The sequence below is a fragment of the Devosia sp. A16 genome (genome assembly GCF_001402915.1).
Classification (GTDB): Bacteria; Pseudomonadota; Alphaproteobacteria; order Rhizobiales; family Devosiaceae; genus Devosia_A.
In genome coordinates this window covers 412,555-434,109 of record NZ_CP012945.1, presented here as the reverse complement: position 1 = coordinate 434,109, position 21,555 = coordinate 412,555, and the positions used below count along the sequence as shown (strand labels likewise).

Genomic DNA, 21,555 nt, shown 5'->3' with positions numbered 1-21,555 from the left:
ATGCACAAGCGCTTGACCGTTTTCCTGGTCATAACCCTTATTGCGGGTCTCGCCGTCGCCAGCGACGGCGGGACCCGTTCCGATTTGACGCCCAAGGACCTCCAGCGGGTCCGCAGCGTCACCGCGCCGACCACCGATTTCTCCAAGCCGGAGAATTTCGAGCAGTTGCCGGCCGGCGCCGCGACCGTGAAGAAGCGGGTCAATCGCGACATCTTTTCGTTCTCGTCGGCAAATCTGAGCTTTGCCGAGGAAGAGACGTTCAAGCTGGGCAATGGGCTGTTCACCAAGCTCTGGGTGTCGGCGCCGGCGTCCACCGAGGCTTCGGACGGGCTGGGCCCACTGTTCAACGCGCGGGGTTGCCAGAACTGCCACCTCAAGGACGGGCGGGGGCACACCCCGGCCGGGCCGGACGACGATGCGGCGTCGATGTTCCTCAGGCTGTCGATTCCGCCGCGGGACGAGGCCGACCGCACGACCCTGGCTGATGGTGGCGCCAAGGTGATTGCCGAGCCGACCTATGGCGGCCAGCTGCAGAATTTCGCCATCCAGGGGATCAAGCCCGAGGGCCGGATGGTGATCAGCTATGCCGACGAGCCGGTGACGCTGGGCGATGGCACGGTGGTTACGCTGCGCCGGCCGAGCTATTCGGTTGCCGACCTCGCCTATGGCCCGATGGCCGAGGATGTGATGCTGAGCCCGCGCGTGGCGCCGCAGATGATCGGGCTCGGGCTGCTGGAGCAGATCCCGGCCGAAGACCTTCTCGCCAGAGCCGACGCGGACGATCGCGACGGCGATGGCATTTCCGGTCGCCCCAACATGGTGCTCGACCCGCTGAGCGGGCAGCGCGAAGTGGGCCGCTTCGGCTGGAAGGCGGGCGCTGCCAGCATCCGGGCGCAGTCGGCCGATGCGTTTGCCGGCGATATCGGGATTTCGACGCCGCTGGTGATGAAGCCTCATGGCGATTGCACCGCGGCTGAAGCCGAGTGCCTCGCCGCGCCGACCGGCGAGCAGGCGCGACTGGGCGTATCCGAGGCGCCCGATCCGGTGCTCGACCTCGTGACCTTCTATTCGCAGAACCTGGGCGTGCCGCAACGCCGAAAGGTCGGCGACCCGCAGGTGCTGCGCGGCAAGCAGGCGTTCTACAGCGCCAACTGCACGGCCTGCCACACGCCGAAATACGTGACCTCGCGCCAAGCGCCGACCGAGGCGCACAAGTTCCAGCTGATCTGGCCCTATACCGACCTGCTGCTGCACGACATGGGCGAGGGGCTGGCCGACAACCGCCCCGAGGGCGATGCCGACGGATATGAGTGGAAGACCCCGCCGCTCTGGGGGATCGGGCTCACCGAGGCGGTCTCCGGCCATACCGAGTTCCTGCATGACGGGCGGGCGCGCAACCTTACCGAGGCCATTCTCTGGCATGGCGGCGAGGCGCAGAAATCGCGCGATGCGTTCGCAAACATGCCGAAATCCCAGCGCGATGATCTAATCGCTTTCCTGGAGTCGCTGTGATGCGCCTGTTGTTTGTCTTTCTCCTCGCACTGGCGGCCGTTCCGGTTGCGGCCGAGGAACCGAAGCTCACCGCCGAGCAGGTGGTGTCGCTGGCGATCACCGAGGCGATCCGGCCCGGGTTCGCGCAATACGCGGTGGAGACGACGGGGCTGGAGCGCGATGTCGCCGCGCTCTGCGGCACGCCGTCCGAGGCAACGCTGGCGGCGGCCCGCACGCAGTTCAAGGCTGCGGTCACCGCTTGGTCGCGGGTCGAGCTCTATCGGCTCGGACCGTTGATGGTGGAAAACCGCTACGACAAGGTGTTGTTCTGGCCCGACCGGAAGGGCATTGCGCTGAAGCAGGTGCAGGGCGTGCTCGCCAATGCCGAGCCCGATGCCACCGACCCCGGCAAGCTCGGCAACAAGAGCGTCGCCATGCAGGGGCTGGGAGCGCTCGAGTTCCTGCTGTTCGGCACCGGCGCCGAGCAGCTGACGAGCGCCGACGGCGATTTCCGTTGTCGCTATGCGCGGGCCATCACGACGCTGCAGGCGGCAACCGCGGCGACGCTGTCGTCGGAGTGGAACGACCCCGAGGGGATTTCCAAGCGCCTGCTCGCGCCGTCGGAGAGCGATCCGGACTATCGCAGCTTTCGCGAGGTCGCCGAGGCGCTGACCGGGCTGCTCGCGCACGGCACCGAGACGGTCCGCGACCAGCGGCTGCTGCCATTCCTCGGTCGCGACGGCGCGGCGGCGAAGCCGAAATCGGCACTGTTCTGGCGCTCGGATATGACCGTGCCCTCGATCGTCGCCAATTTCGAAGGGCTGCAGGCGCTGCTGGAGAAATCCCGCATCGCCGAGGCGGTGCCGGCGGACCAGCTCTGGGTTGCCAACAGCGCCAGCTTCGAGTTCGGCAATGCCGAACGGGCCGGCAAGGCGGTGACGGCGCCGCTGGAGCAGGCGCTGACGGACCCCAAGCAGAAAAAGGCGCTAGACTACCTGGTGATCGTGACCCAGTCGCTCGATACCATTCTGGGCGAGAACCTCGCGGCGGCGCTGGGTCTGTCGGTCGGGTTCTCGTCGCTCGACGGAGATTGACCATGTGGCAGCGCCGGGCCTTTCTCAAAGCTGCCGGAGCCGGGTTCGCCGCGGCGCTGCTGCCGCGCCGCGCCGAGGCGCTGGAGCGGGCCGAACTGGTCTTTGCCTCCTCGATCCAGAAGCGCGAGGGCGGGTTCGGCGCCGTGCTGGTGAACGAGGCGGGGGCAGTGATCTCGACCGTCGACCTGCCCGACCGCGGGCACGACATCACCTTCTCGCCGGCCACGGGGCAGGGGGTGGTGTTCGCCCGCCAGCCCGGCACTTTCGCGGTGATCTTCGATCCCCGTGGCGCGGTGAAGCCGAAGACGCTGACGAGCGTCGAGGGTCGGCACTTCTTCGGCCACGGCGCCTTCTCGCCCGACGGCAAGCTGCTCTATGCGACCGAGAACGATTTCCACAACGCGCGCGGGGTGATCGGCGTCTACGACGTCGCCGGCGGCTACAGGCGGATCGGCGAATTCAACACTTTCGGCACCGGCCCGCACGAGATGCTGCTGATGCCCGACGGCGAGACCTTCGTCGTCGCCAATGGCGGGATCGAGACGCACCCCGACTATGGCCGAGCCGAGCTCAACCTCGAGACCATGGACCCCTCGATCGTTTTCGTCGACCGGCGCTCGGGCGACCTGATCGGGCAATTGCGGCTCGATGGCGGGCTGCATCAGCTGTCGATCCGCCATATGGCATTCGACCATAAAGGCCGCGTGTGGTTCGGCTGTCAGTTCCGCGGACCGGCGGTCGATCGTCCGCAACTGGTCGGCTACGCCACGCGTGACGGCAAGATCCAGCTGATCGAGCTGCCCCGCACGACGCTTGCCGAACTGCGCAACTATATCGGCTCGGTCGCCGCCTCGGCCGATGGCGGGCTGATCGGCGTCTCCTCGCCGGAGGGCAGCACCATTCTCGCCATCGACCCCGATACGGCGACGGTCGTCGCCAGCTTGGGGCTCGAGAGCGGCTGCGGCATTGCGCCCGACAGCGTTGGGCTGCTGGCCTCGAGCGGCACCGGGGCGCTGGACGGCCTCGCCGGCTCGCCGGCGCCGCTGACGACATTCGAGCTGAATTTCGACAATCATCTGCGGCTGTTGAGAGCGGTTTAGGCGGGGAGGGTCGGCGCTGGAGGGCACGACAAGCGCGTCCGGCGTGGCCCAGATATTCCATGATCGAGGCACGCCCCGCGTGCTTGGCTGCCCCTCACCCTGGCCCTCTCCCCAGAGGGGCGAGGGGACGCACTTTGCACGGACAGGGCAAAGGGAGCGCCTTGGGCACTTGTGATGCTATCGTAACGAACCGCAGGGGGCATATCATGCAGGATTTCGTCTGGAGCGGCAGAGCCGATCCGTGCCTTGCCGGGCCACGCATTCACGCAGCCGGACAGGTCGCCATCGGCCTTTGTGGTGGCAATGCCAGGATGGGCGCTAGCAAGAACGAGGATGCGGCCTTGGTGTGGGCCGGCAAGGACTGGGTCTTCGCTGTCATCCTCGACGCGCACGCCAGTTCGGAGAGCGCCGATGCAGTGCTCGAGCTGTTCGAAACTGGGAAGGCGGAATTGCTGGCGCTGATCGAGCGGCCCGAACCATCGCTGCTGGACGTGCAGGGGGCGGTGACGCGACTGCTGCTCGGCGGTGTCGACCGCCTGGCGCGGGTTCGTGGCGAGACGGCGTGCCTCGTCTGCTTCCAGCGTGGCGGTTACCTGATGTGGCTGTCGATCGGCGACAACCAGCTCTATCTGCTGCATCCCGAACTCCGGCGGCTGGGGCAGTTCACCCTCACGGTGCGCAACTATTTCGAGTGGGTCGGGGAGCGGAGCAGCCTCGCGCTCGAGGTGCCGTGCTTTTCCACCGGCATCCGGCAACTGCGGCAGGGGATCAACACAATCGCCATGGTGACCGACGGGCTGCTGGAGGTCGGCGACCGGCCGTTCGAGGATCCGGCACGGCTCAGCCGCGAGCTGCTGTCGCCGGTTGGCTTGTCTGGGTCGATTGCCGCCATGCTTGCGGAGGTGCATCGGCTGGGCGGCGCCGACAGCTCCACGGTGATCGCCTGGCAGGTGGACAATCCGGTGCCGGGGCTAATGCCGTCGGGGTGAGGGGGCTAGTGGGATGAGCCGGTGGCTGTGGACCCCCACCCTTAATCCCTCCCCGCAAGGGGGAGGGAGACGCGGACTGCGATATCAGTGTGAGGGTCTCCTCCCCCTTGCGGGGAGGGGACAGGGGTGGGGGTCCACAGCCACCGGCTCTGTGAAGCTAGCCTACTTCGGCGCCGGCCCCGTCGACTCGCGCAGCACCAGTTCCACCGGCCAGAGTTCGTGGATCGATTCCGGTGGCTTGCCGTCCTGCATCTGCAGCAGCAGCTCGGCGATGCGGGCGCCGGCGGCGCGGATCGAGGAGCGGGTGGTCGACATCGAGGGGACCATGTTGTCGGCGTTGAGATAGGGGAAGACGTCGTCGTGGGCGATCATCGACACGTCCCTGCCCAGTTCCAGCCCGGCGAGCCGGATGGCGCGGAAGACGCCGAGCGCCGTCATCATCGAGCCGGCGAGAAAGGCGGTGGGGCGGGGGCGACGCTCGAGAAATGCCTGCGCCAGGCGGAAGCCGTTCTCGTCGGTGAAGCGGCCGCCGCCGATCAGTTGCGGATCGGGCGTGAGCCCGCGGGCCTCGATGGCGCTGCGGAAGCCGCGCAGGCGGTGAATGGCGAAGGTCTGGTCTTCCGGCCCGTTGATCATGGCGATGCGCGTATGGCCGAGATCGAGCAGGTGGCTGGTGGCGCGGCGAAAGGCACCCTCGTTGTCGATATCGAGCCAGGCGTGCGGGATTTTGACCTTGTCGGCGCGCCCATGCATCAGGAACGGCATGCCGAGTTCGGTGAGCGCCGCGATGCGCTCGTCATCGGGCGTCGGGGCCGACAGCACCAGGGCGTCGACGCGCTTGCTGGCGACGAGGCGGCGGAACACCGGCACTTCGTCATCGGCATCGATCGGGGTGACCACGATGTCGATATCGTGCTGCGCCATGCGCTCGGAAATGCCGGAGAGGAACTCCGAGGTGTGCGGCCCGAAATGCAGCGAGCGCTGCAGGGGCAGGGTGACGCCGATGGCCCCGGAGCGGCCGGTGGCGAGGCGGCGGGCACTGACATTGGCCCGATAGCCGTGCCGGCGGGCCGCCTCGCTGACGCGCTGGCGGGTCGCCTCGTTGACCTCCGGAAAGCCGTTCAGGGCACGACTGACCGTCGTCTGCGACAGCCCCAGCTCCGCGGCCAAGTCTTTGAGTTTCATCACCAAATGCGTTTCGCGCCTACTGCGGCGCGCGGTGGTGTTCCACTCGCGAACCAAGCCCCAAGCGGAGCCTACAGCCAGACGCCCTCCTCACCAAGGGCCGCATTCAAAGCGATTTGAAAAGCAAACGCAAGGCAGTTTGAAAACACGATCGTCAGGTCGTAACGGCCCCATCATTTCTGATGTTCGTACCTCACGCAGATTGCGGTGGTTTGGCGGCGTTAACTCGGCGGTCCGTGCAACATATTGAAATATCGTGCGTATTTCTATCGTCAATTGTGACGTTAACGATTGGCGGGCGAATCCTGCTTGACAGCATTTGACCCCTCTGGATAGGTTTCCACTCAAAGCGCTTTGGAAGAGTTCGGCTGTAAGATCAGCCCTCGATCGCGGCGTTTTGGTGGGAGGAACTGACTGCCGATCTGCGCCGCAAGGCGTCGATCGCGTTTGGCTGCCTCCCGGTCATGTCTGTCCTTTGGGAGGAAGAATAATGAAGATGAAGTCCTTGATGCTCGGCCTGCTGGCCGGCGTGTCGGCCGTTGCGACGGTCCAGGCAGCCGATCTGCAGATCGTGCTGGGCGACACCGGCACCGGCCTGCAGTTCCTGCAGGGCCAAGTTGAGCGCTACATGGCGGCCAATCCGGAAGACAAGGTGACGATCGTGCCGATGCCGTCGTCGACGTCCGACCAGTTTGGCCAGTACAAGCTGTGGCTGGCCGCGGGCAATACCGACATCGACGTCTACACCACCGACGTGATCTGGGCCCCGCAGCTCGCCGATCACCTCACCGACCTGACCGAGGCGACCAAGGACATCATCGGCGGGTATTTCCCGGCGATCGTCGAGTCGCAGACCGCCAACGGCAAGCTCGTGGCGCTCCCCTCGTTCACCGACGCTCCAGCGCTCTACTACCGCAAGGACCTGCTCGAGAAGTACGGCAAGTCCGTGCCCAAGACCTGGGACGAACTGGCGGCGACCGCCAAGGAAATCCAGGACGGCGAGCGCGCCGCCGGCAACAAGGACATGTGGGGCTTCGTGTGGCAGGGCAATGCCTATGAAGGCCTGACCTGCGACGCCCTCGAGTGGGTGAAGTCCTCGGGTGGCGGCCAGATCGTCGAGCCCGATGGCACGATCTCGATCAACAACGAGAAAGCCGCTGCGGCGATCGACCGGGCCAAGGGTTGGGTCGGCACGATCTCGCCCGATGGCGTCCTCGCCTATGGCGAAGAAGAAAGCCGCGGCGTGTGGCAGCTGGGCAATGCCGTGTTCATGCGCAACTGGCCCTATGCCTATGGCCTGGGCAATGGCGACGACTCGGCGGTGAAGGGCAAGTTCGACGTCACCACGCTGCCGGTCGGCGCCGAGGGCGACACTCCGGCGGCGACGCTGGGCGGCTGGAACCTCGCTGTGTCAAAGTACTCGCCGGATCAGGACGCGGCGATCCGTCTGGTGAAGTTCCTGTCGTCGCCCGACGAGCAGAAGCGTCGCGCCATCGAGCAGACCAACCTGCCGACCCTGATGGCGACCTATGACGATGCCGACGTCGCCGCCAAGGCGCCGATCATCCCGCTGTGGAAGGATGTGTTCCTGAATGCGGTGCCGCGTCCGTCGGGCCCGACCGGTCTCAAGTACAACGAGGTCTCCTCGCTGTTCTGGTCGGCGGTGCATGACACGCTCTCGGGCAATGGCACCGGCGCCGAGAACCTCGAACTGCTCGAGGCCAAGCTGACGGAACTCAAGGGCGCCGCCTGGTAAGGCGCGCCTGACGATCCGGCACGGGCGGCGCCAGCTGCCCGTGCCGTTGTCTCTGCAGCAGGGGGAGCCAATGACCGCTGAAGCCACAGCCGGTACCGTCGTTCGCACGCAGCCCAAGATCCAGTCCGAGCTGATGAAGTCGCGCGTTGCCGCGGCCATGTGGTTCCTGGTGCCGATGCTGGTGGCGCTGGCCATCGTCGCGGGGTGGCCGCTGCTCAGGACGATCTACTTTTCGCTGACCAACACCTCGCTGAACAACCTCTATGGCGGCGATTTCGTCGGCTTCAAGAATTACCTGAGCTGGACCACGCTGAAGAGCGGCCGCACGGTATTTTCCGGCCTCCTGGTCGATCCGGCCTGGTGGAACGCAGTGGGCAATACGCTGCGCTTCGCGGTGATTTCGGTGACGCTCGAAACCGTCATCGGCATGATCGTGGCGCTGGTGCTCAACGCCGAATTCAAGGGGCGCGGCATCGTGCGCGCCGCCATCCTGATCCCGTGGGCCATCCCGACAATCGTCTCGGCCAAGATGTGGAGCTGGATGCTGAACGACCAGTTCGGCATCATCAACGACCTGTTCCTGAGCCTCGGCATCATCAGCCAGAAAGTCGCCTGGACGGCCACGGCCGATACCGCGATGACCGCGGTGCTGATCGTCGATATCTGGAAGACCACGCCGTTCATGGCGCTGCTCATCCTCGCTGGGCTGCAGATGGTGCCCAAGGATGTGTATGAGGCGGCCAAGATCGACGGCGTCCACCCGGTCAAGGTGTTCTTCAAGGTGACCCTGCCGCTGGTGCGGCCGGCGGTGATGGTGGCGGTGATCTTCCGCCTGCTCGACGCCATGCGCATCTTCGACCTGATCTACGTGCTGACGCCCAACAGCAAGGCCACCAAGACCATGTCGGTGATTTCGCGCGAGAACCTGTTCGATTTCGACAAGTTCGCCTACGGCTCGGCGCAGTCGACGCTGCTGTTCCTGATGATCGCGGTGATGACCGGGCTCTATATCTGGCTGGGCAAGGTCCGGTTCGACGGGGGAGACCGCTGATGACGATGGACCTGTGGGCGATCACCAAGCGCGTCGCCTTCTATGCGCTGGTGCTGTTCATCGTGGTGGTGGCGGTGTTCCCGTTCTACTACGCGATCCTGACCAGCTTCAAATCAGGCACCGACCTGTTCCGGGTATCGTACTGGCCGACCTCGTTCTCGCTCGACAATTACGCGGCCGTGCTGAACGTCGGCGATTTCCCGCGCAACGTGCTGAACTCGATCTTCGTCGCCTCGGTCACGGTGCTGCTGGCGCTGTTCCTGGCGGTGACCGCCTCGTTTGCGCTGAGCCGGGTGCGGTTCCGGGGCAGGGGGCTGATCCTGATGACCATCCTCGCGGTCTCGATGTTCCCGCAGATCGCGGTGCTGGCCGGCCTGTTCGAGGTGATCCGCTTCCTCGGCATCTACAACACGCCCTGGGCGCTGATCTTTTCCTACACCATCTTCACGCTGCCGTTCACCGTGTGGGTGCTCACCACCTTCATGCGCGATCTGCCGATCGAGATCGAAGAGGCGGCCATCGTCGATGGCGCGACGCCGTGGGTGATCATCACCCGGGTGTTCATGCCGCTGATGTGGCCGGCCCTGGTGACGACGGGGCTGCTCGCCTTCATTGGAGCGTGGAACGAGTTCCTGTTCGCCCTGACCTTCACCTCGTCCAATGCGACCCGCACCGTGCCGGTGGCCATTGCGCTGCTGTCGGGCGGCACGCAGCACGAAATCCCGTGGGGCGCGATCATGGCGGCATCGGTGATCGTCACCGTACCGCTGGTGATCCTCGTCCTCGTCTTCCAGCGCAAGATCATTTCCGGCCTGACCGCCGGCGGCGTAAAGGGCTAAATCCATGGCGCATATCGAACTCAAGAACATCAAGAAGTCCTTCGGCCTCGTCGATGTAATCAAGGGCGTCGATCTCGAAATCTTCTCGGGCGAGTTCATGGTCTTCGTCGGCCCCTCCGGCTGCGGCAAGTCCACGCTGCTCCGCCTGATGGCCGGACTCGAGGACATCACCTCGGGCGAGATGACCTTCGACGGCACGCTGGTCAACGCGCTGGCACCGTCGAAGCGCGGCATTGCCATGGTGTTCCAGTCCTACGCGCTCTACCCGCACATGACGGTGTACGAGAACATGGCGTTCGGCATGGAGCTGGCCAAGTCGAGCAAGGAAGCGATCAAGCAGCGGGTGGAAAAGGCGGCCGAGCTGCTGCAGATCACCCCGTATCTGGCCCGGTTGCCCAAGCAGCTCTCGGGCGGGCAGCGCCAGCGCGTCGCCATCGGCCGCGCTATCGTGCGCGACCCGAAAGTGTTCCTGTTCGACGAGCCGCTCAGCAACCTCGATGCGGCGCTGCGCGTCGCGACCCGGCTCGAGATCGCCAAGCTCCATCACCAGATGAACAGCTCGACGATGGTCTACGTGACGCACGACCAGGTCGAAGCGATGACGCTTGCCGACCGCATCTGCGTGTTGCGCGACGGCCTGGTCGAGCAGGTGGGCACGCCCCTCGAGCTCTATGAGAACCCGCAATCTCTGTTCGTCGCCGGCTTCATCGGCTCGCCCAAGATGAACTTCCTCAATGGCGAGATCGCTTCGAAGTTCGGCGCCAACACCATCGGCGTGCGCTCCGAGCATATCGAGATCGCCGACCGCGACGGTGCCTGGAAGGGCAAGGTGGTGCACTCCGAAAGCCTCGGCTCGGACAGCTATGTCTATGTCGATATCGGCGCCGGTGGTGACCCCATCATCGTGCGCCAGGAAGGCACCCACCTCCACCAGCCCGACTCCGACATCTCGATCGCCCCGATCCCCGGCAAGATCTACCGTTTCGACAAGGCGGGCAAGCCGGTCAGGAACTGACAAAATTGCCTGGGGATCACTGATTTTCGCCGCACTTGCTTGTCAATTGCGAGCGGCGGATGCAGTGAATCCCGCCGACGACCAAACCGCTTTGAGCGATCATTTCAGATTCTGGGGCCGGAGCCATCGTCCGGCCCTTTCCACGATTACCAAGGAGACCCGCCATGCCGATCCGCGTCACCGTCTGGGGTGAGAATGTCCACGAGCAGAAGAACAAGGCGGTGGCCGAGAACTACCCCAAGGGAATGCACGGCCAGATCGCCGCGCTGATCGGCGAGGACAAGAACCTCGTCCCCACCACGGTGACCCTGCAGGATCCCGAGCACGGCATGACGGTGGAAAAGCTCGCCAACACCGATGTGCTGGTGTGGTGGGGACACGCGGCACATGGCGAAGTGAAGGACGAGATCGTCGAGCGCGTGGTGCAGCGCGTGTGGGAAGGCATGGGGTTGATCGTGCTCCATTCCGGCCATCACTCCAAGGTGTTCAAGCGCCTGATGGGCACGCCGGCCAACCTGCACTGGCGCGAGGCCGGCGAGCGCGAGCGCATCTGGGTGGTGAACCCGGGCCATCCGATCGCCAAGGGACTCGGCCCCTATTTCGAACTCGAGAACGAAGAGATGTACGGCGAGCCCTTCTCGGTACCCGAGCCGCTCGAGACGGTGTTTGTCTCGTGGTTCCAGGGCGGCGAAGTGTTCCGCTCGGGACTCACCTATCGCCGCGGCGCCGGCAACATCTTCTACTTCCGCCCGGGTCACGAAACCTATCCGACCTATCACGACGCCAATGTCGGCAAGGTGCTGCGCAATGCGGTGAACTGGGCCTACAACCCGGACAATCACGCACATCTGCTGAAGGCGCCGAACACTCCGGTGGACAAGGCGATCGAGCACATCGTCGAGCGCGGCGCCAAGCTGACGCATCACCCCAAGTGACGCTACGCTGATCTGATTCAGGGCCGCCTCCGGGCGGCCCTTATCCCGTCTCGACCACGAACCCCGACAAAGCGATGCGACTCCTCATTCTCGGTACCGGCCGCATGGCCAACAGCCACGCCAAGGCCTTCCAGACCATCGAAGGCGTTCAGATGGTGGGCGCCGTCGACACCATCCCCGAGAACCTCGCTACGTTCTGCGATACTTACGGCATCGCCAACCGGTTCTCGTCGCTGGATGACGCTCTCGCCTGGGGCGATTTCGATGCCGTCGACAACATCACGCCGGATTCGATCCACCACCCGACGACGCTGAAAGTGCTTGCTGCCGGCAAGCACGTGTTCTGCGAAAAGCCGCTGGCGCCGAACTATGGGCTGGCGATGGAAATGGTCGAGGCCGCCGAGCAGGCCGGGCTGATCAACATGGTCAACCTCACCTACCGGAACGTCGCCGAGCTGCACAAGGCGCGCGAGATCATTGCCTCGGGCGCGATCGGCGAGGTCAAGCATATCGAGGCGAGCTACCTGCAGCACTGGCTGGCGCTGCGTGATTTCAACGATGCGGCCAACCTCGCCGGCACCTGGCTGTGGCGGCTCAGCAAGGGCCACGGCTCGAACGGCACGGTCGGCGATATCGGCATCCATATTCTCGATTTCACCACCTTCGCCATCGGCCAGCCGATCGTCGCCATGAACTCGCGCCTGCAGACCTTCCAGAAGGTGCCGGGGGACCGCATCGGCGAATATGTGCTCGATGCCAATGACAGCTTCATCATTTCGGCCGAATTCGCCAATGGCGCCATCGGCACCATTCACTCGTCGCGCTGGGCCTCGGGCCATTCCAACGACCAGCGGCTGCGCGTCTACGGCAACAAGGGCGGGCTGGAACTGAGCCACGGCCACTGGGGCTCGCTGCTGAGGGTCTGCGCCGGCGAGGATGTCGCGACCTCGACGTGGCGCGAAGTGAAGGCCGAACCGGTCAAGACCAACTACCAGCGCTTCGTCGAAGCGGTGCGGACGGGTGTGCAGGACGACCCGGACTTCCGCCATGCCGCGGGGCTGCAGAAAATCCTCGACCTGGCGCTCATTGCCGATCTCGACCGCAAGGAACATCGGGTCTGACGCGCGGACGCCGCGCCCGACCCGAACGACAGAACAACGTACACGGGCGATCCAGGCGCCCCAGCTCGAAGGAATACACCTATGCGCATGCTCATCCTCGGCACAGGCGGCATGGCCGCCCAGCACGCCAAGCACTTTGCCGCCATCGACGGGGTCAGCGTCGTTGCCGGCGTCGACGTCGATCCGAACCGGCTCGAGAAGTTCAACACCACCCACAACATCCCGAACGGCTTCGCTTCGCTCGACGCGGCGATCGCCTGGGGCGAGTTCGACGCCGTGGCCAACGTGACGCCGGATTCGATCCACCACGCCACCTCGATCGCAGCGCTCAAGGCCGGCAAGCACGTGTTCTGCGAGAAACCGCTGGCGACCGACGCCACCAAGGCGTTCGAGATGGTCGAGGTGGCCGAGGCATCGGGCCTGATCAACATGGTGAACCTCACCTACCGGAACGTGGCACAGTTGCAGAAGGCGCGCGAGATCGTGCTCTCGGGCGCCATCGGCGCGGTCAAGCACGTGGAATCGAGCTACCTGCAGAGCTGGCTGGTGTCCAAGGCCTGGGGCGATTGGCGCACGGAATCGCAGTGGCTATGGCGGCTGTCGAAGAAGCACGGCTCGAACGGCGTGCTCGGCGATATCGGCGTGCACATCCTCGATTTCGCCTCCTATGGCTCGGGTCTCGAGATCGAGCACGTGTTCGCGCGTTTGAAGACCTTCGACAAGGCGGACGGCAACAAGATCGGCGAGTACGAACTCGACGCCAATGACAGCTTCACCATGGCGGTGGATTTCGACAATGGCGCCCTGGGCGTGATCCACGCCAGCCGCTGGGCCACCGGCCACATGAACGAGCTGCGGCTGCGGGTCTATGGAGAGAAGGGCGGCGTCGAGGTGCAGCACCGCCACGACGGCTCGCGCCTGCGCGTCTGCCTCGGGGAGAACGTCGAGAGCGGCACCTGGGAAGAGATGGAGGTCCCGCCGGTGCCGACCAACTACCAGCGCTTCGCCGAGGCGGTGAAGACCGGCACGATGCAGGAGCCAAGCTTCCGCCATGCCGCGGAACTGCAGAAGGTGCTGGACCTCGCGACGGTGTCGGAGCAGCAGCGCAAGGAACTGCCGACGCATTGAGGGGGCGGGGGCGACGAAGCGCCGGCGCGCGCTGACCCCCACCCTTGATCCCTCCCCGCAAGGGGGAGGGAGACGATAGGGCCGAGACGTCAGTGGGAGGGTCTCCCTCCCCCTTGCGGGGAGGGGACAGGGGTGGGGGTCCACAGCCACCTGCCGTCGTTCTGCTCGCATCCGGTTTGCTGCGGTGCCCCCATTGCAACCCGTCGACCACAGGTCCATTTATGCGGCGGGCAGGGAGGGTTACATGGAAGTCATCGGCGTCATCCTGATCGGTCTGATCGTCGGGTTCATCGCCAAACTGATCACGCCGGGCGATCCCAAGCCGCGCGGCTTCATCCTTACCGCGGTGCTCGGCATCGTCGGGGCGTTTGTCGCGACCTGGCTGGGCCAGCAGATCGGTTGGCTGCACCAGGGCGAGCCGGCCAACTTCCTCGGCGCCATAGTCGGCTCGGTGATCGTGCTGCTGATCTGGCGCCAGCTGGCGAGGCCGCGCTGACGCCATGGACATTCCAGTGATCGAAACCGAGCGGCTGATCCTCCGCGCCTATACGCCTGAGGATTTCGACGCTTTCGCCGCCATGTGGGCGGATCCGGACGTGGTGCATTTCATCGGTGGCCGGGTGTTCACCCGCGAGCAGAGCTGGCAGCGCTTCCTGACCCGGGCAGGAGGCTGGCAGCATCTCGGCTTCGGCTTTTTCGCGACCTTCGAGAAGGAGTCCGGGCAACTGGTCGGCGAGGCCGGTTTCCACGAGGCCCGGCGCATCATCGAGCCGTCGCTCGAGGGGACGCTCGAAGCGGGCTGGGCGCTGATGCCGTCGGCGCAGGGCTGGGGCTATGCCACCGAAGCGATGCAGGCCGCGATCGGCTGGGCCGAGACGCAGTTCCCGGGCCGCCGGATGACCTGCCTGATCAATGTCGACAACCTCGCATCGATGCGGGTCGCGGGCCGGCTCGGCTTCAAGGAGTTCGCCCGCACGATCTATGGCGACGACAAGGTGGTACTGTTTCAGCGCTGAGCGCGAGCAGCCCCAAACTCGATGCCCACCTCCCCCTTGACGGGGGAGTCGAGCGAAGCTTGGGAGCGCAAGCGACCTGGCAGAGCTCGTAGGGGGCGGAGGGTATTGGGCGTGCGGCTTCGCGCGCCTCCAGCCGTCATCCAGCGCGTGACACGCCCCACCCATCCCTCCCCGTCAAGGGGAGGGTGTCTGCCGGTGCGTGGGGCTGCCCTGCAGGGACTTCTTCGGTGGATTTGTCCGCAAAAACAAAGGGCGCCGGAGGCGCCCTTCGCATATTTTAGCCGCCCAATGTGCCTTACTGCTTCGGGGCCTCCGGGGCAGGGGCCATGGCGGGAGCCTCCATCGCCGGAGCTTCCATGGCCGGTGTCCCGGCCGGCGCAGCCGGGGCTTCGGCAGGCGCCGGTGCGGGGGCCTCGGCCGGAGCCGGGACGGCGGGTGTGACCGGAGCCTCGGTAGTCGCAGGAGCCGCCGGTGCTTCAGCCGGAGCCGCCGGTGCTTCAGCCGGAGCCGCGGGTTCAGCTGCCGGTGCGGGTGCCGCCGCCGGAGAGGCATCGGTGATGCGGCCGTCGGTGTAGGGCGTGTAGTCGCCGCCGAGTTTGGCGATGTAGTCGGCGACCACCTTTTCCAGCGGTGGGCCGAAGTCGTAGGCATTTACCGCCTTGGTGCCGAACAGTTCGTAGCCGTCGCCGCCGCCGCGCACATAGTTGTTGGTGACGATGCCGTAGGTCTTGGCGGGGTCGATCGGCACCCAGTTGTCGCCATCCTTGACCAGTACGTCGGAGATGCGCGAGCCGACCGGCTTGGACTTGTCGAAGGTGTATTTCAGCCCCGCGACCTGCGGGAAGCGGCCGGCGATTTCCTCGATCTGGCTGACGCCGTTTTCCAGCGAGGCGACGAGGTCGGCGCCGGTGAGCTGGAAGGTGGCGAGAGTGTTGGAGAAGGGCAGCACCGTCAGCACTTCACCCATGGTGATCTCGCCCGCATCGATCGAGGCGCGCAGTCCGCCCGAGTTGGCGATCGAGATGGTGACGCCCTGGTCGGCGACACGATCGAGCTGGGCGTCGGCCACGAGGTTACCCATCGAGCATTCCTCGACACGGCAGACATTGCGGTCGCCCTGGATGACGTCGGTGGCGTTGCCGATCACTTCGGCCTTCAGTGCCTCGAGCGGCTTGCCCAGTTCGGCGACGCGGTCGAGGAAGCCCTGGTCGGGCGTCACCGAGGCATCGAGCAGGATCGGCGCTCCGGTGGCGGAAACCACCTTGCCGGCATCGTCCCAGGTGACGGTGAGGTCGCCCAGCACCTTGCCGTATTGCCCGGCCTGGACGATCGGCACGTCGACGCCGTCGGGGTTCTTGATCAGCGTGGGATAGGGGCCGGCCTCGCCCTTGCCGGTGCCGAGGAAGGTATGGGTGTGGCCGCCAACGATCACGTCGATGCCGGAGACGGCCTTGGCGAGGTCCTGATCGACGTTGTAGCCGATATGGCTGACCACGATGATCTTGTTGATCCCCGCGCCCTCGAGCGCGTCGACGGCGCCCTTCACGTATTCGGTGACGCTCTCGAACGCCACGTTCGGGCCGGGCGAGGCGATGTCCGGGGTATCCTCGGTGGTGGCGCCGACGACGCCGACTTTCTCGCCGGCGATGTTGAGGACGATCACGCCCTTGGGCAGACCCTTGAGGTCAGCGTCCTTGGTGGTATCGAAATTGCCGCCGATGATCGGGAACTTGGCCGAGGCGATGAACTTGGCGAACTCGGCCGGGCCGTCGTCGAACTCGTGGTTGCCGGTGGCGACCACGTCGAAGCCCATGTCGTTCATGAAGTCGGCGACGATCTCGGACTTGTACTGGGTGTAGAACAGCGACCCCTGGAATTCGTCGCCCGCCGAGAACAGCACGACGTTCTCGCCCGCTGCCGTGGCCTTGGCGCGTTCGGCGTCGATGGCGGTCTTCAGGCGCGCGATGCCGCCGAAGCACTCGCCCTTCTGCTCGCCTTCGGCGTTGCAGGTCGAGTCAGTGCCGGTAATGGATTCGAAGCGCGAGTGGAAATCATTGATGTGGAGGATTTTGAGCGAGAACTCGGCCTGCGCCGCGCCGGTCAATCCGGCTGACAGCGCCAGCGCCGCGGCGCCGAACAACAGCTTCTTCATATCTCTGTCCCTTTATCGTGGATTCCGGTTGGTCCGGACCCTTCTCGCACTGCATTGCAACGCCGGTGTAACAAGCATCAGGCATGCCGCTGGCCGTCATCCGCAACTCCAGTGGAACGACGAGTTAACTATAGAAAGCCCCTGAGCGGAAGGCCGTGGGGTGACGCTTTTGGGCTTCCATGCCCGGCCGGTTCGGTTACTCTCCGGCCGCTTTCGATTGCCGGTTCGGGCGATGGGAAGGGGGAAAGCCAGCAGCTTTCCGATCATAGCTTACGGGAGTCGACTATGCGGAGTGCCTTGATCGTCTGGGGCGGGTGGAACGGGCACGATCCCGAGGAATGCGCGGCCCTCTACCGGCGCTGGCTGCACGAGGACGGCTATTCGGTGCGGGTGGAAACCGATCTCCAGGTGTTCGCCGATCCGGCGATCCACGAGCTCAGCCTGATCATCCCGATCTACACCATGAGCAAGATCGAGAAGGAGCCGCTGGCGAACCTGGTGAAAGCCATCGAAGGCGGCGTCGGCCTCGCCGGGCACCATGGCGGGATGAGCGACGCGTTCCGCGACGCGGTCGACTATCAGTTCGTGGTCGGCGGCCAATGGGTGGCGCACCCGGGCAACATCATCGACTATACGGTCGAGGTGACGAGGCCCGAGGATCCGATCATGCAGGGCATCCCGGCCTCGTTCCCCTACACGTCCGAGCAGTACTACATGCACATGGACCCCTCGGTCGAGGTACTGGCGACCACCACCTTTTCCGGCCAGCACGCGCCGTGGACCAAGGGCGTGGTGATGCCGGTGGTGTGGAAACGGCAATATGGGGCGGGCAAGGTGTTCCACTCGACCCTGGGGCATCGCGCCACCGAGTTCGAGAACCCGCACATGGCGACGATCCTGCGCCGCGGGATCAACTGGGCGGCTCGGGACGAGGGTTAGGCATTTCACCCCGAGCCACGGTGCTCGCCGACCCCCACCCCTGATCCCTCCCCCTAAACATGGGGAGGGAGACGCTTAACCTCGACGCCCGTGTTTTGGTCTCCCTCCCCATGTTTAGGGGGAGGGATCAGGGGTGGGGGTCGGCCAGCGCCGGGCGTTGGTGTGCTTCGGGGATCTCCGGCCCCTACCACCGCAACACAAACCGCCCGATCACCGCCCCGAGCAGCGCCGTTGCCAGCACGCCCGCCGTGTACCAGATGGCAATGAACGGCATGCCGCTTTCGGTGCAGTGAAAGGCGTAGACCCAGACGCCGGCGCCGCCGGCGAACAATCCGGCGGCAAAGCCGGCGAGGGTCGGGTTGGTCGGGGCGGCGCGGCGCATGGCGAAGACGATGCCGGCGTAGATCGGGACCGAGAGCGCGACGATGTAGAACGGGCAGCGCAAGGCGGTGCTGCCCATCACCAGCCGGCTCATCTGGTCGGGGCCCATCAGCACGAGCTGGACGAGGCCGCCGGCGCCGACCAGCAGCACCAGGATGGCAAGTCCGATCACCTGCCGGCGCAAGCTGCCGCCCGGACGCGCCAGGTTGAGCGCCGCGACGCCGCCGACCACGGCGAAGATCGCGGTATAGGCGAACTTGGTCCAGAACATCATGGTGCCGGGGGCTTCCATCATGTCCGGCCGGGGACCGAGCCAGGCCAGCATCAGCAGCGCCGAGAGCACCACGCCGAGGCCGGCCCAGCCGAACAGTCGGGCCGGCAGCGCGGCGGGTGGTGTCGGCTTGAGGTCGGCAACCAGCCGGTCGAGCAGGTCGTCACTCATCGGAGCGTCCTCCGAAACGGTCGGCGAGCGACCTGAGCCCGCGATGGATCGAGACTTTCACTGCCGATTCCGACATGCCGGTGCGGGCCGCGGCCTCGGCGATCGAGGCGCCCTCCAGCCGGGTCTGACGGATCAGCTCGGCCGGGCGGGAGGGCAGGGTGGCCAATACCGCATCGACGTCCATCCTGGCACTGGCGTCGCCGGCCTCGTCGCGGGCGAACAAGGCGGCATCGTCTTCCAGCGGCACGGTGGCGCGCACCCTGCTGCGGCGGAAATGGTCGATCAGCTTGTAGCGGGCGATGGCATGCACCCAGGCGGTGAGCGGCTGGGCGCGGTCATAGGTCAGCCGTCGTGTATGGATGGCCATCAGGGTGTCCTGCACGAGATCGTCGCTGTTGGCGGCGAGACCGGGGGTGAGGCGGCGCAGGAAATATGGCCGCAGATAGCGGCGCAACTCTTCGAGCAGCGTGCGATAGGCGCCTGCGTCGCCCTCGAGCGCCTTCAGCATCAGCGCGCGAAGCCGCGCTTCCATGTCCGAGGTGACGCTCATTGAATCCTGAATTCGTTCGCCAGGCCCGAAAGGTTACACCGCGCGGCGAGATCTGTCGCGTTGTCACGAACGCGTGACGACGGTAACCGCCGGGGCCCCGACCGCGAACTTCTCCACGTAACCGCCGCGACGAGCGGCCAACGGGAGATTTCCGATGAAGACCATTCTTTCCGCCCTCGCCCTTGCGGCCGCTCTGGGCTTTGCGGGCAACGTCGCTGCCGAGGACGCCATGGCGACGCCGATGGCGGCCGAGCCGATGGCCGGCGACGCCATGGCCGCCGATCCCATGGCGATGACGCCGGACGAGATGTTGAAGGCCTGCCTCGAGAAGGCCGGCATGGAGGCCGATGCGATGAAGAAGGACGACGCCACCAAGCTCTGCCACGACCAGCACAACATGGCGATGAGCGGCGGCGCGATGCAGGGTGACGCCATGCAGGGCGACGCCATGTCCGCGACGCCCATGGCCGAGGGCGCCATGGCGCCGGCGCAATAAACTATCCGTGATAGGCTGCAATCGCTCCCCGAACTGCCGTTCCTAGAAGGGCAGGCGGGGAGCGACGCCGGAAACCATCGGGGACACGATGACCGATCAGGCAATCGACAGAGTCGAGGTTGGCAAACCTGTGAAGGCGAAAGGTCCGCTGATCTATCGGCAGGCGGTCCTGACCCGCATCACCCACTGGGTGTGGGCGATCGCCATGTTCTTCCTGCTGCTGAGTGGCCTGCAGATCTGGAACGCCCATCCGGCGCTCTATGTCGGGCAGCAGTCGGGCTTCGCGTTCGACAATGCGATCCTGAGGATCGGGGCGGAGAACACCGACGCGGGGCCGCGCGGCTTCACCACGGTGTTCGGCCAGAAGTTCGACACCACCGGGGTGCTCGGGATGAGCGACCTTAGGGGGAACCCCAACTTCGTCGGCTTCCCCGGCTGGGCCACCATCCCGTCGTTCCGCGACCTTGCCACCGGTCGGGTGGTGCATTTCTTTTTTGCCTGGGTACTCTCGGGCGCACTCGCCATCTGGCTGCTGTCGAGCCTCGCCAACGGCCACCTGTGGCGCGACGTGATCCTCAAGCCGCGCGACCTCAGGGAGCTCCCCGGCGATATCTGGGCGCATCTGCGCTTCAAATTCCATCACGGCCGCAGCTATACGCCGCTGCAGAAATTCGCCTATTTCGGGGTGTTCTTCATCTTGTTCCCGCTGATCATCCTCACCGGGCTCTCGATGTCGCCGACGATGAATGCCGGCTGGCCGTGGCTGGTCGAACTGTTCGGCGGCCGGCAGACGGCGCGCACCATCCACTTCATCGTGATGCTGCTGCTGGTGCTGTTCTTCGTGGTGCATATCGCCATGGTGGTGCTGGCGGGGCCGATCAACGAACTGCGCTCGATGATCACGGGCAACTATCGCACCAGCCCGGGCACCGAGCCGGACTCTGGGTCTCGCCGCAGCGCCTCCCTCCCCCTTGAGGGGAGGGAACGATGGAGGGGGTGGTCCGGTGATCACCGATGGACCCCCACCCCCATCCCCTCAGGGGAGCAGGCAGCCGGTGCGCCGGGTAAGGAGAAGTCGAAATGAGCCGGTTGATCCTGAACCGCCGCCGGCTGCTCGGGCTCGGTGCAGCGTCGGCCGGCTCGCTGGTGCTGGCCGGCTGCGACCAGTTCGATTTCCTCGGCCAGCGCGACCATCCGGTGCGTAACTTTCTCGAGCGGGCCAACCAGCTGACCTATACCGCGCAACGGGCGCTGGTCGGCGAGCAGGCTCTGGCCAAGGAGTTCTCCCCGAGCGAGATCCGCCAGGGGCAGCGGCCGAACGGCTCAACCGACCCGCGCAACATCGAGCTCTACCGCGATCTCGAGGCGAGCGGCTTTGCGGCCTACAAGCTCAGGATCACCGGGCTGGTGGAGACGCCGAAGGAGTATTCGCTCGCCGAGCTCCAGAACATGCCGGCGCGCACCCAGATCACCCGGCATGACTGCGTCGAGGGCTGGAGCTGCATCGCCAAGTGGACGGGCGTGCCGCTGAGCCGGCTGCTCGACGAGGCCAGGGTGAAGCCTGAGGCGAAGTTCGCGGTCTATCACTGTTACGACCAGATGGGCGGCGGACTCTCGGCGCCGGAGGCCTATTACACCAGCTCCGACCTGATCGACGCCTTCCACCCGCAGACCATCGCGGCGTTCGGCCTCAACGATGCGGCACTACCGGTCGCCAACGGCGCTCCGGTCCGCATCCGCATCGAACGGGCACTGGGCTACAAGCAGCCCAAATATGTCCATACCATCGAGCTGGTCGACAGTTTCGCCCGGTTCGGCCTGGGGCAGGGAGGCTACTGGGAAGATCACGGCTATGATTGGTATGGGGGAATCTGA

General features: G+C 65.6%; 21 protein-coding genes. 17 read left to right on the top strand and 4 right to left on the bottom strand.

Annotated elements, in window-relative coordinates; translation table 11 throughout:
* The 4 genes from APS40_RS02125 to APS40_RS02110 all read left to right on the top strand — a co-directional run bounded on the left by APS40_RS02125 (position 1) and on the right by APS40_RS02110 (position 4,674).
* Complete coding sequence (locus APS40_RS02125; RefSeq protein WP_055045483.1) at positions 1-1,512, top strand: di-heme oxidoreductase family protein; 1,512 nt, start codon at positions 1-3, stop codon at positions 1,510-1,512.
* A complete protein-coding gene (locus APS40_RS02120; protein WP_055045482.1) occupies positions 1,512-2,585 on the top strand; it encodes an imelysin family protein in 1,074 nt (357 codons plus the stop codon). Before APS40_RS02125 ends, APS40_RS02120 begins: the two co-directional genes overlap by 1 nt.
* Before the next feature lie 2 nt (positions 2,586-2,587).
* Entirely contained in the window at positions 2,588-3,685 is a 1,098-nt protein-coding gene (locus APS40_RS02115) for a DUF1513 domain-containing protein (protein WP_055045481.1), read from the top strand.
* 206 nt (positions 3,686-3,891) lie between these two features.
* The gene (locus tag APS40_RS02110) at positions 3,892-4,674 is read left to right on the top strand and encodes a protein phosphatase 2C domain-containing protein (protein WP_197279412.1); all 783 of its coding nucleotides are present in this window, start codon (positions 3,892-3,894) and stop codon (positions 4,672-4,674) included.
* 162 nt (positions 4,675-4,836) lie between these two features.
* Here APS40_RS02110 and APS40_RS02105 read toward each other — a convergent pair whose 3' ends face one another.
* On the bottom strand, positions 4,837-5,859 hold the full coding sequence (locus APS40_RS02105; protein ID WP_055049520.1) for a substrate-binding domain-containing protein: 1,023 nt from the start codon (positions 5,857-5,859) through the stop codon (positions 4,837-4,839).
* 490 nt (positions 5,860-6,349) lie between these two features.
* Between APS40_RS02105 and APS40_RS02100 the strand changes: the two genes are divergently transcribed.
* The 9 genes from APS40_RS02100 to APS40_RS02060 all read left to right on the top strand — a co-directional run bounded on the left by APS40_RS02100 (position 6,350) and on the right by APS40_RS02060 (position 14,720).
* On the top strand, positions 6,350-7,615 hold the full coding sequence (locus APS40_RS02100; protein WP_055045479.1) for an ABC transporter substrate-binding protein: 1,266 nt from the start codon (positions 6,350-6,352) through the stop codon (positions 7,613-7,615).
* Positions 7,616-7,748: 133 nt separating this feature from the next.
* Positions 7,749-8,666, top strand: a complete 918-nt coding sequence (locus APS40_RS02095; RefSeq protein ID WP_442855860.1) for a carbohydrate ABC transporter permease — start codon at positions 7,749-7,751, stop codon at positions 8,664-8,666.
* Between the two features lie 5 nt (positions 8,667-8,671).
* Entirely contained in the window at positions 8,672-9,505 is an 834-nt protein-coding gene (locus APS40_RS02090; RefSeq protein ID WP_055049519.1) for a carbohydrate ABC transporter permease, read from the top strand.
* Positions 9,506-9,509: 4 nt separating this feature from the next.
* On the top strand, positions 9,510-10,520 hold the full coding sequence (locus APS40_RS02085) for an ABC transporter ATP-binding protein (RefSeq protein WP_055045477.1): 1,011 nt from the start codon (positions 9,510-9,512) through the stop codon (positions 10,518-10,520).
* 164 nt (positions 10,521-10,684) lie between these two features.
* A complete protein-coding gene (locus tag APS40_RS02080) occupies positions 10,685-11,455 on the top strand; it encodes a ThuA domain-containing protein (RefSeq protein WP_055045476.1) in 771 nt (256 codons plus the stop codon).
* 74 nt (positions 11,456-11,529) lie between these two features.
* A complete protein-coding gene (locus APS40_RS02075) occupies positions 11,530-12,576 on the top strand; it encodes a Gfo/Idh/MocA family protein (protein WP_055045475.1) in 1,047 nt (348 codons plus the stop codon).
* Between the two features lie 81 nt (positions 12,577-12,657).
* Positions 12,658-13,704 carry a Gfo/Idh/MocA family protein gene (locus tag APS40_RS02070; RefSeq protein ID WP_055045474.1) on the top strand — a complete coding sequence of 349 codons (1,047 nt, stop codon included), beginning with the start codon at positions 12,658-12,660 and terminating at the stop codon, positions 13,702-13,704.
* Between the two features lie 244 nt (positions 13,705-13,948).
* Positions 13,949-14,200: a GlsB/YeaQ/YmgE family stress response membrane protein gene (locus APS40_RS02065; protein ID WP_055045473.1), complete on the top strand. Its 252-nt coding sequence runs from the start codon at positions 13,949-13,951 to the stop codon at positions 14,198-14,200.
* Between the two features lie 4 nt (positions 14,201-14,204).
* Positions 14,205-14,720: a GNAT family N-acetyltransferase gene (locus tag APS40_RS02060; protein ID WP_055045472.1), complete on the top strand. Its 516-nt coding sequence runs from the start codon at positions 14,205-14,207 to the stop codon at positions 14,718-14,720.
* 295 nt (positions 14,721-15,015) lie between these two features.
* Here the strand turns inward: APS40_RS02060 and APS40_RS02055 are convergent, their stop codons facing one another.
* Positions 15,016-16,872 carry a bifunctional metallophosphatase/5'-nucleotidase gene (locus APS40_RS02055; protein ID WP_082434134.1) on the bottom strand — a complete coding sequence of 619 codons (1,857 nt, stop codon included), beginning with the start codon at positions 16,870-16,872 and terminating at the stop codon, positions 15,016-15,018.
* A gap of 285 nt (positions 16,873-17,157) precedes the next feature.
* Between APS40_RS02055 and APS40_RS02050 the strand changes: the two genes are divergently transcribed.
* A complete protein-coding gene (locus tag APS40_RS02050) occupies positions 17,158-17,811 on the top strand; it encodes a ThuA domain-containing protein (RefSeq protein WP_055045471.1) in 654 nt (217 codons plus the stop codon).
* 184 nt (positions 17,812-17,995) lie between these two features.
* On the opposite strand, the gene APS40_RS02045 is transcribed toward APS40_RS02050, so the two are convergent.
* Both APS40_RS02045 and APS40_RS02040 read right to left on the bottom strand, forming a co-directional pair.
* Positions 17,996-18,634 carry an NrsF family protein gene (locus APS40_RS02045; protein ID WP_055045470.1) on the bottom strand — a complete coding sequence of 213 codons (639 nt, stop codon included), beginning with the start codon at positions 18,632-18,634 and terminating at the stop codon, positions 17,996-17,998.
* On the bottom strand, positions 18,627-19,184 hold the full coding sequence (locus tag APS40_RS02040; RefSeq protein ID WP_055045469.1) for a sigma-70 family RNA polymerase sigma factor: 558 nt from the start codon (positions 19,182-19,184) through the stop codon (positions 18,627-18,629). The genes APS40_RS02045 and APS40_RS02040 overlap by 8 nt, the downstream gene beginning before the upstream one ends.
* Positions 19,185-19,338: 154 nt before the next feature.
* On the opposite strand from APS40_RS02040, the gene APS40_RS02035 reads away from it, so the two are divergent.
* The 3 genes from APS40_RS02035 (at position 19,339) to APS40_RS02025 (ending at position 21,555) form a co-directional block, all read left to right on the top strand.
* On the top strand, positions 19,339-19,680 hold the full coding sequence (locus tag APS40_RS02035; protein ID WP_055045468.1) for a hypothetical protein: 342 nt from the start codon (positions 19,339-19,341) through the stop codon (positions 19,678-19,680).
* 88 nt (positions 19,681-19,768) lie between these two features.
* Positions 19,769-20,764: a cytochrome b/b6 domain-containing protein gene (locus tag APS40_RS02030; RefSeq protein WP_082434133.1), complete on the top strand. Its 996-nt coding sequence runs from the start codon at positions 19,769-19,771 to the stop codon at positions 20,762-20,764.
* A complete protein-coding gene (locus APS40_RS02025) occupies positions 20,761-21,555 on the top strand; it encodes a molybdopterin-dependent oxidoreductase (RefSeq protein ID WP_055045467.1) in 795 nt (264 codons plus the stop codon). The genes APS40_RS02030 and APS40_RS02025 overlap by 4 nt, the downstream gene beginning before the upstream one ends.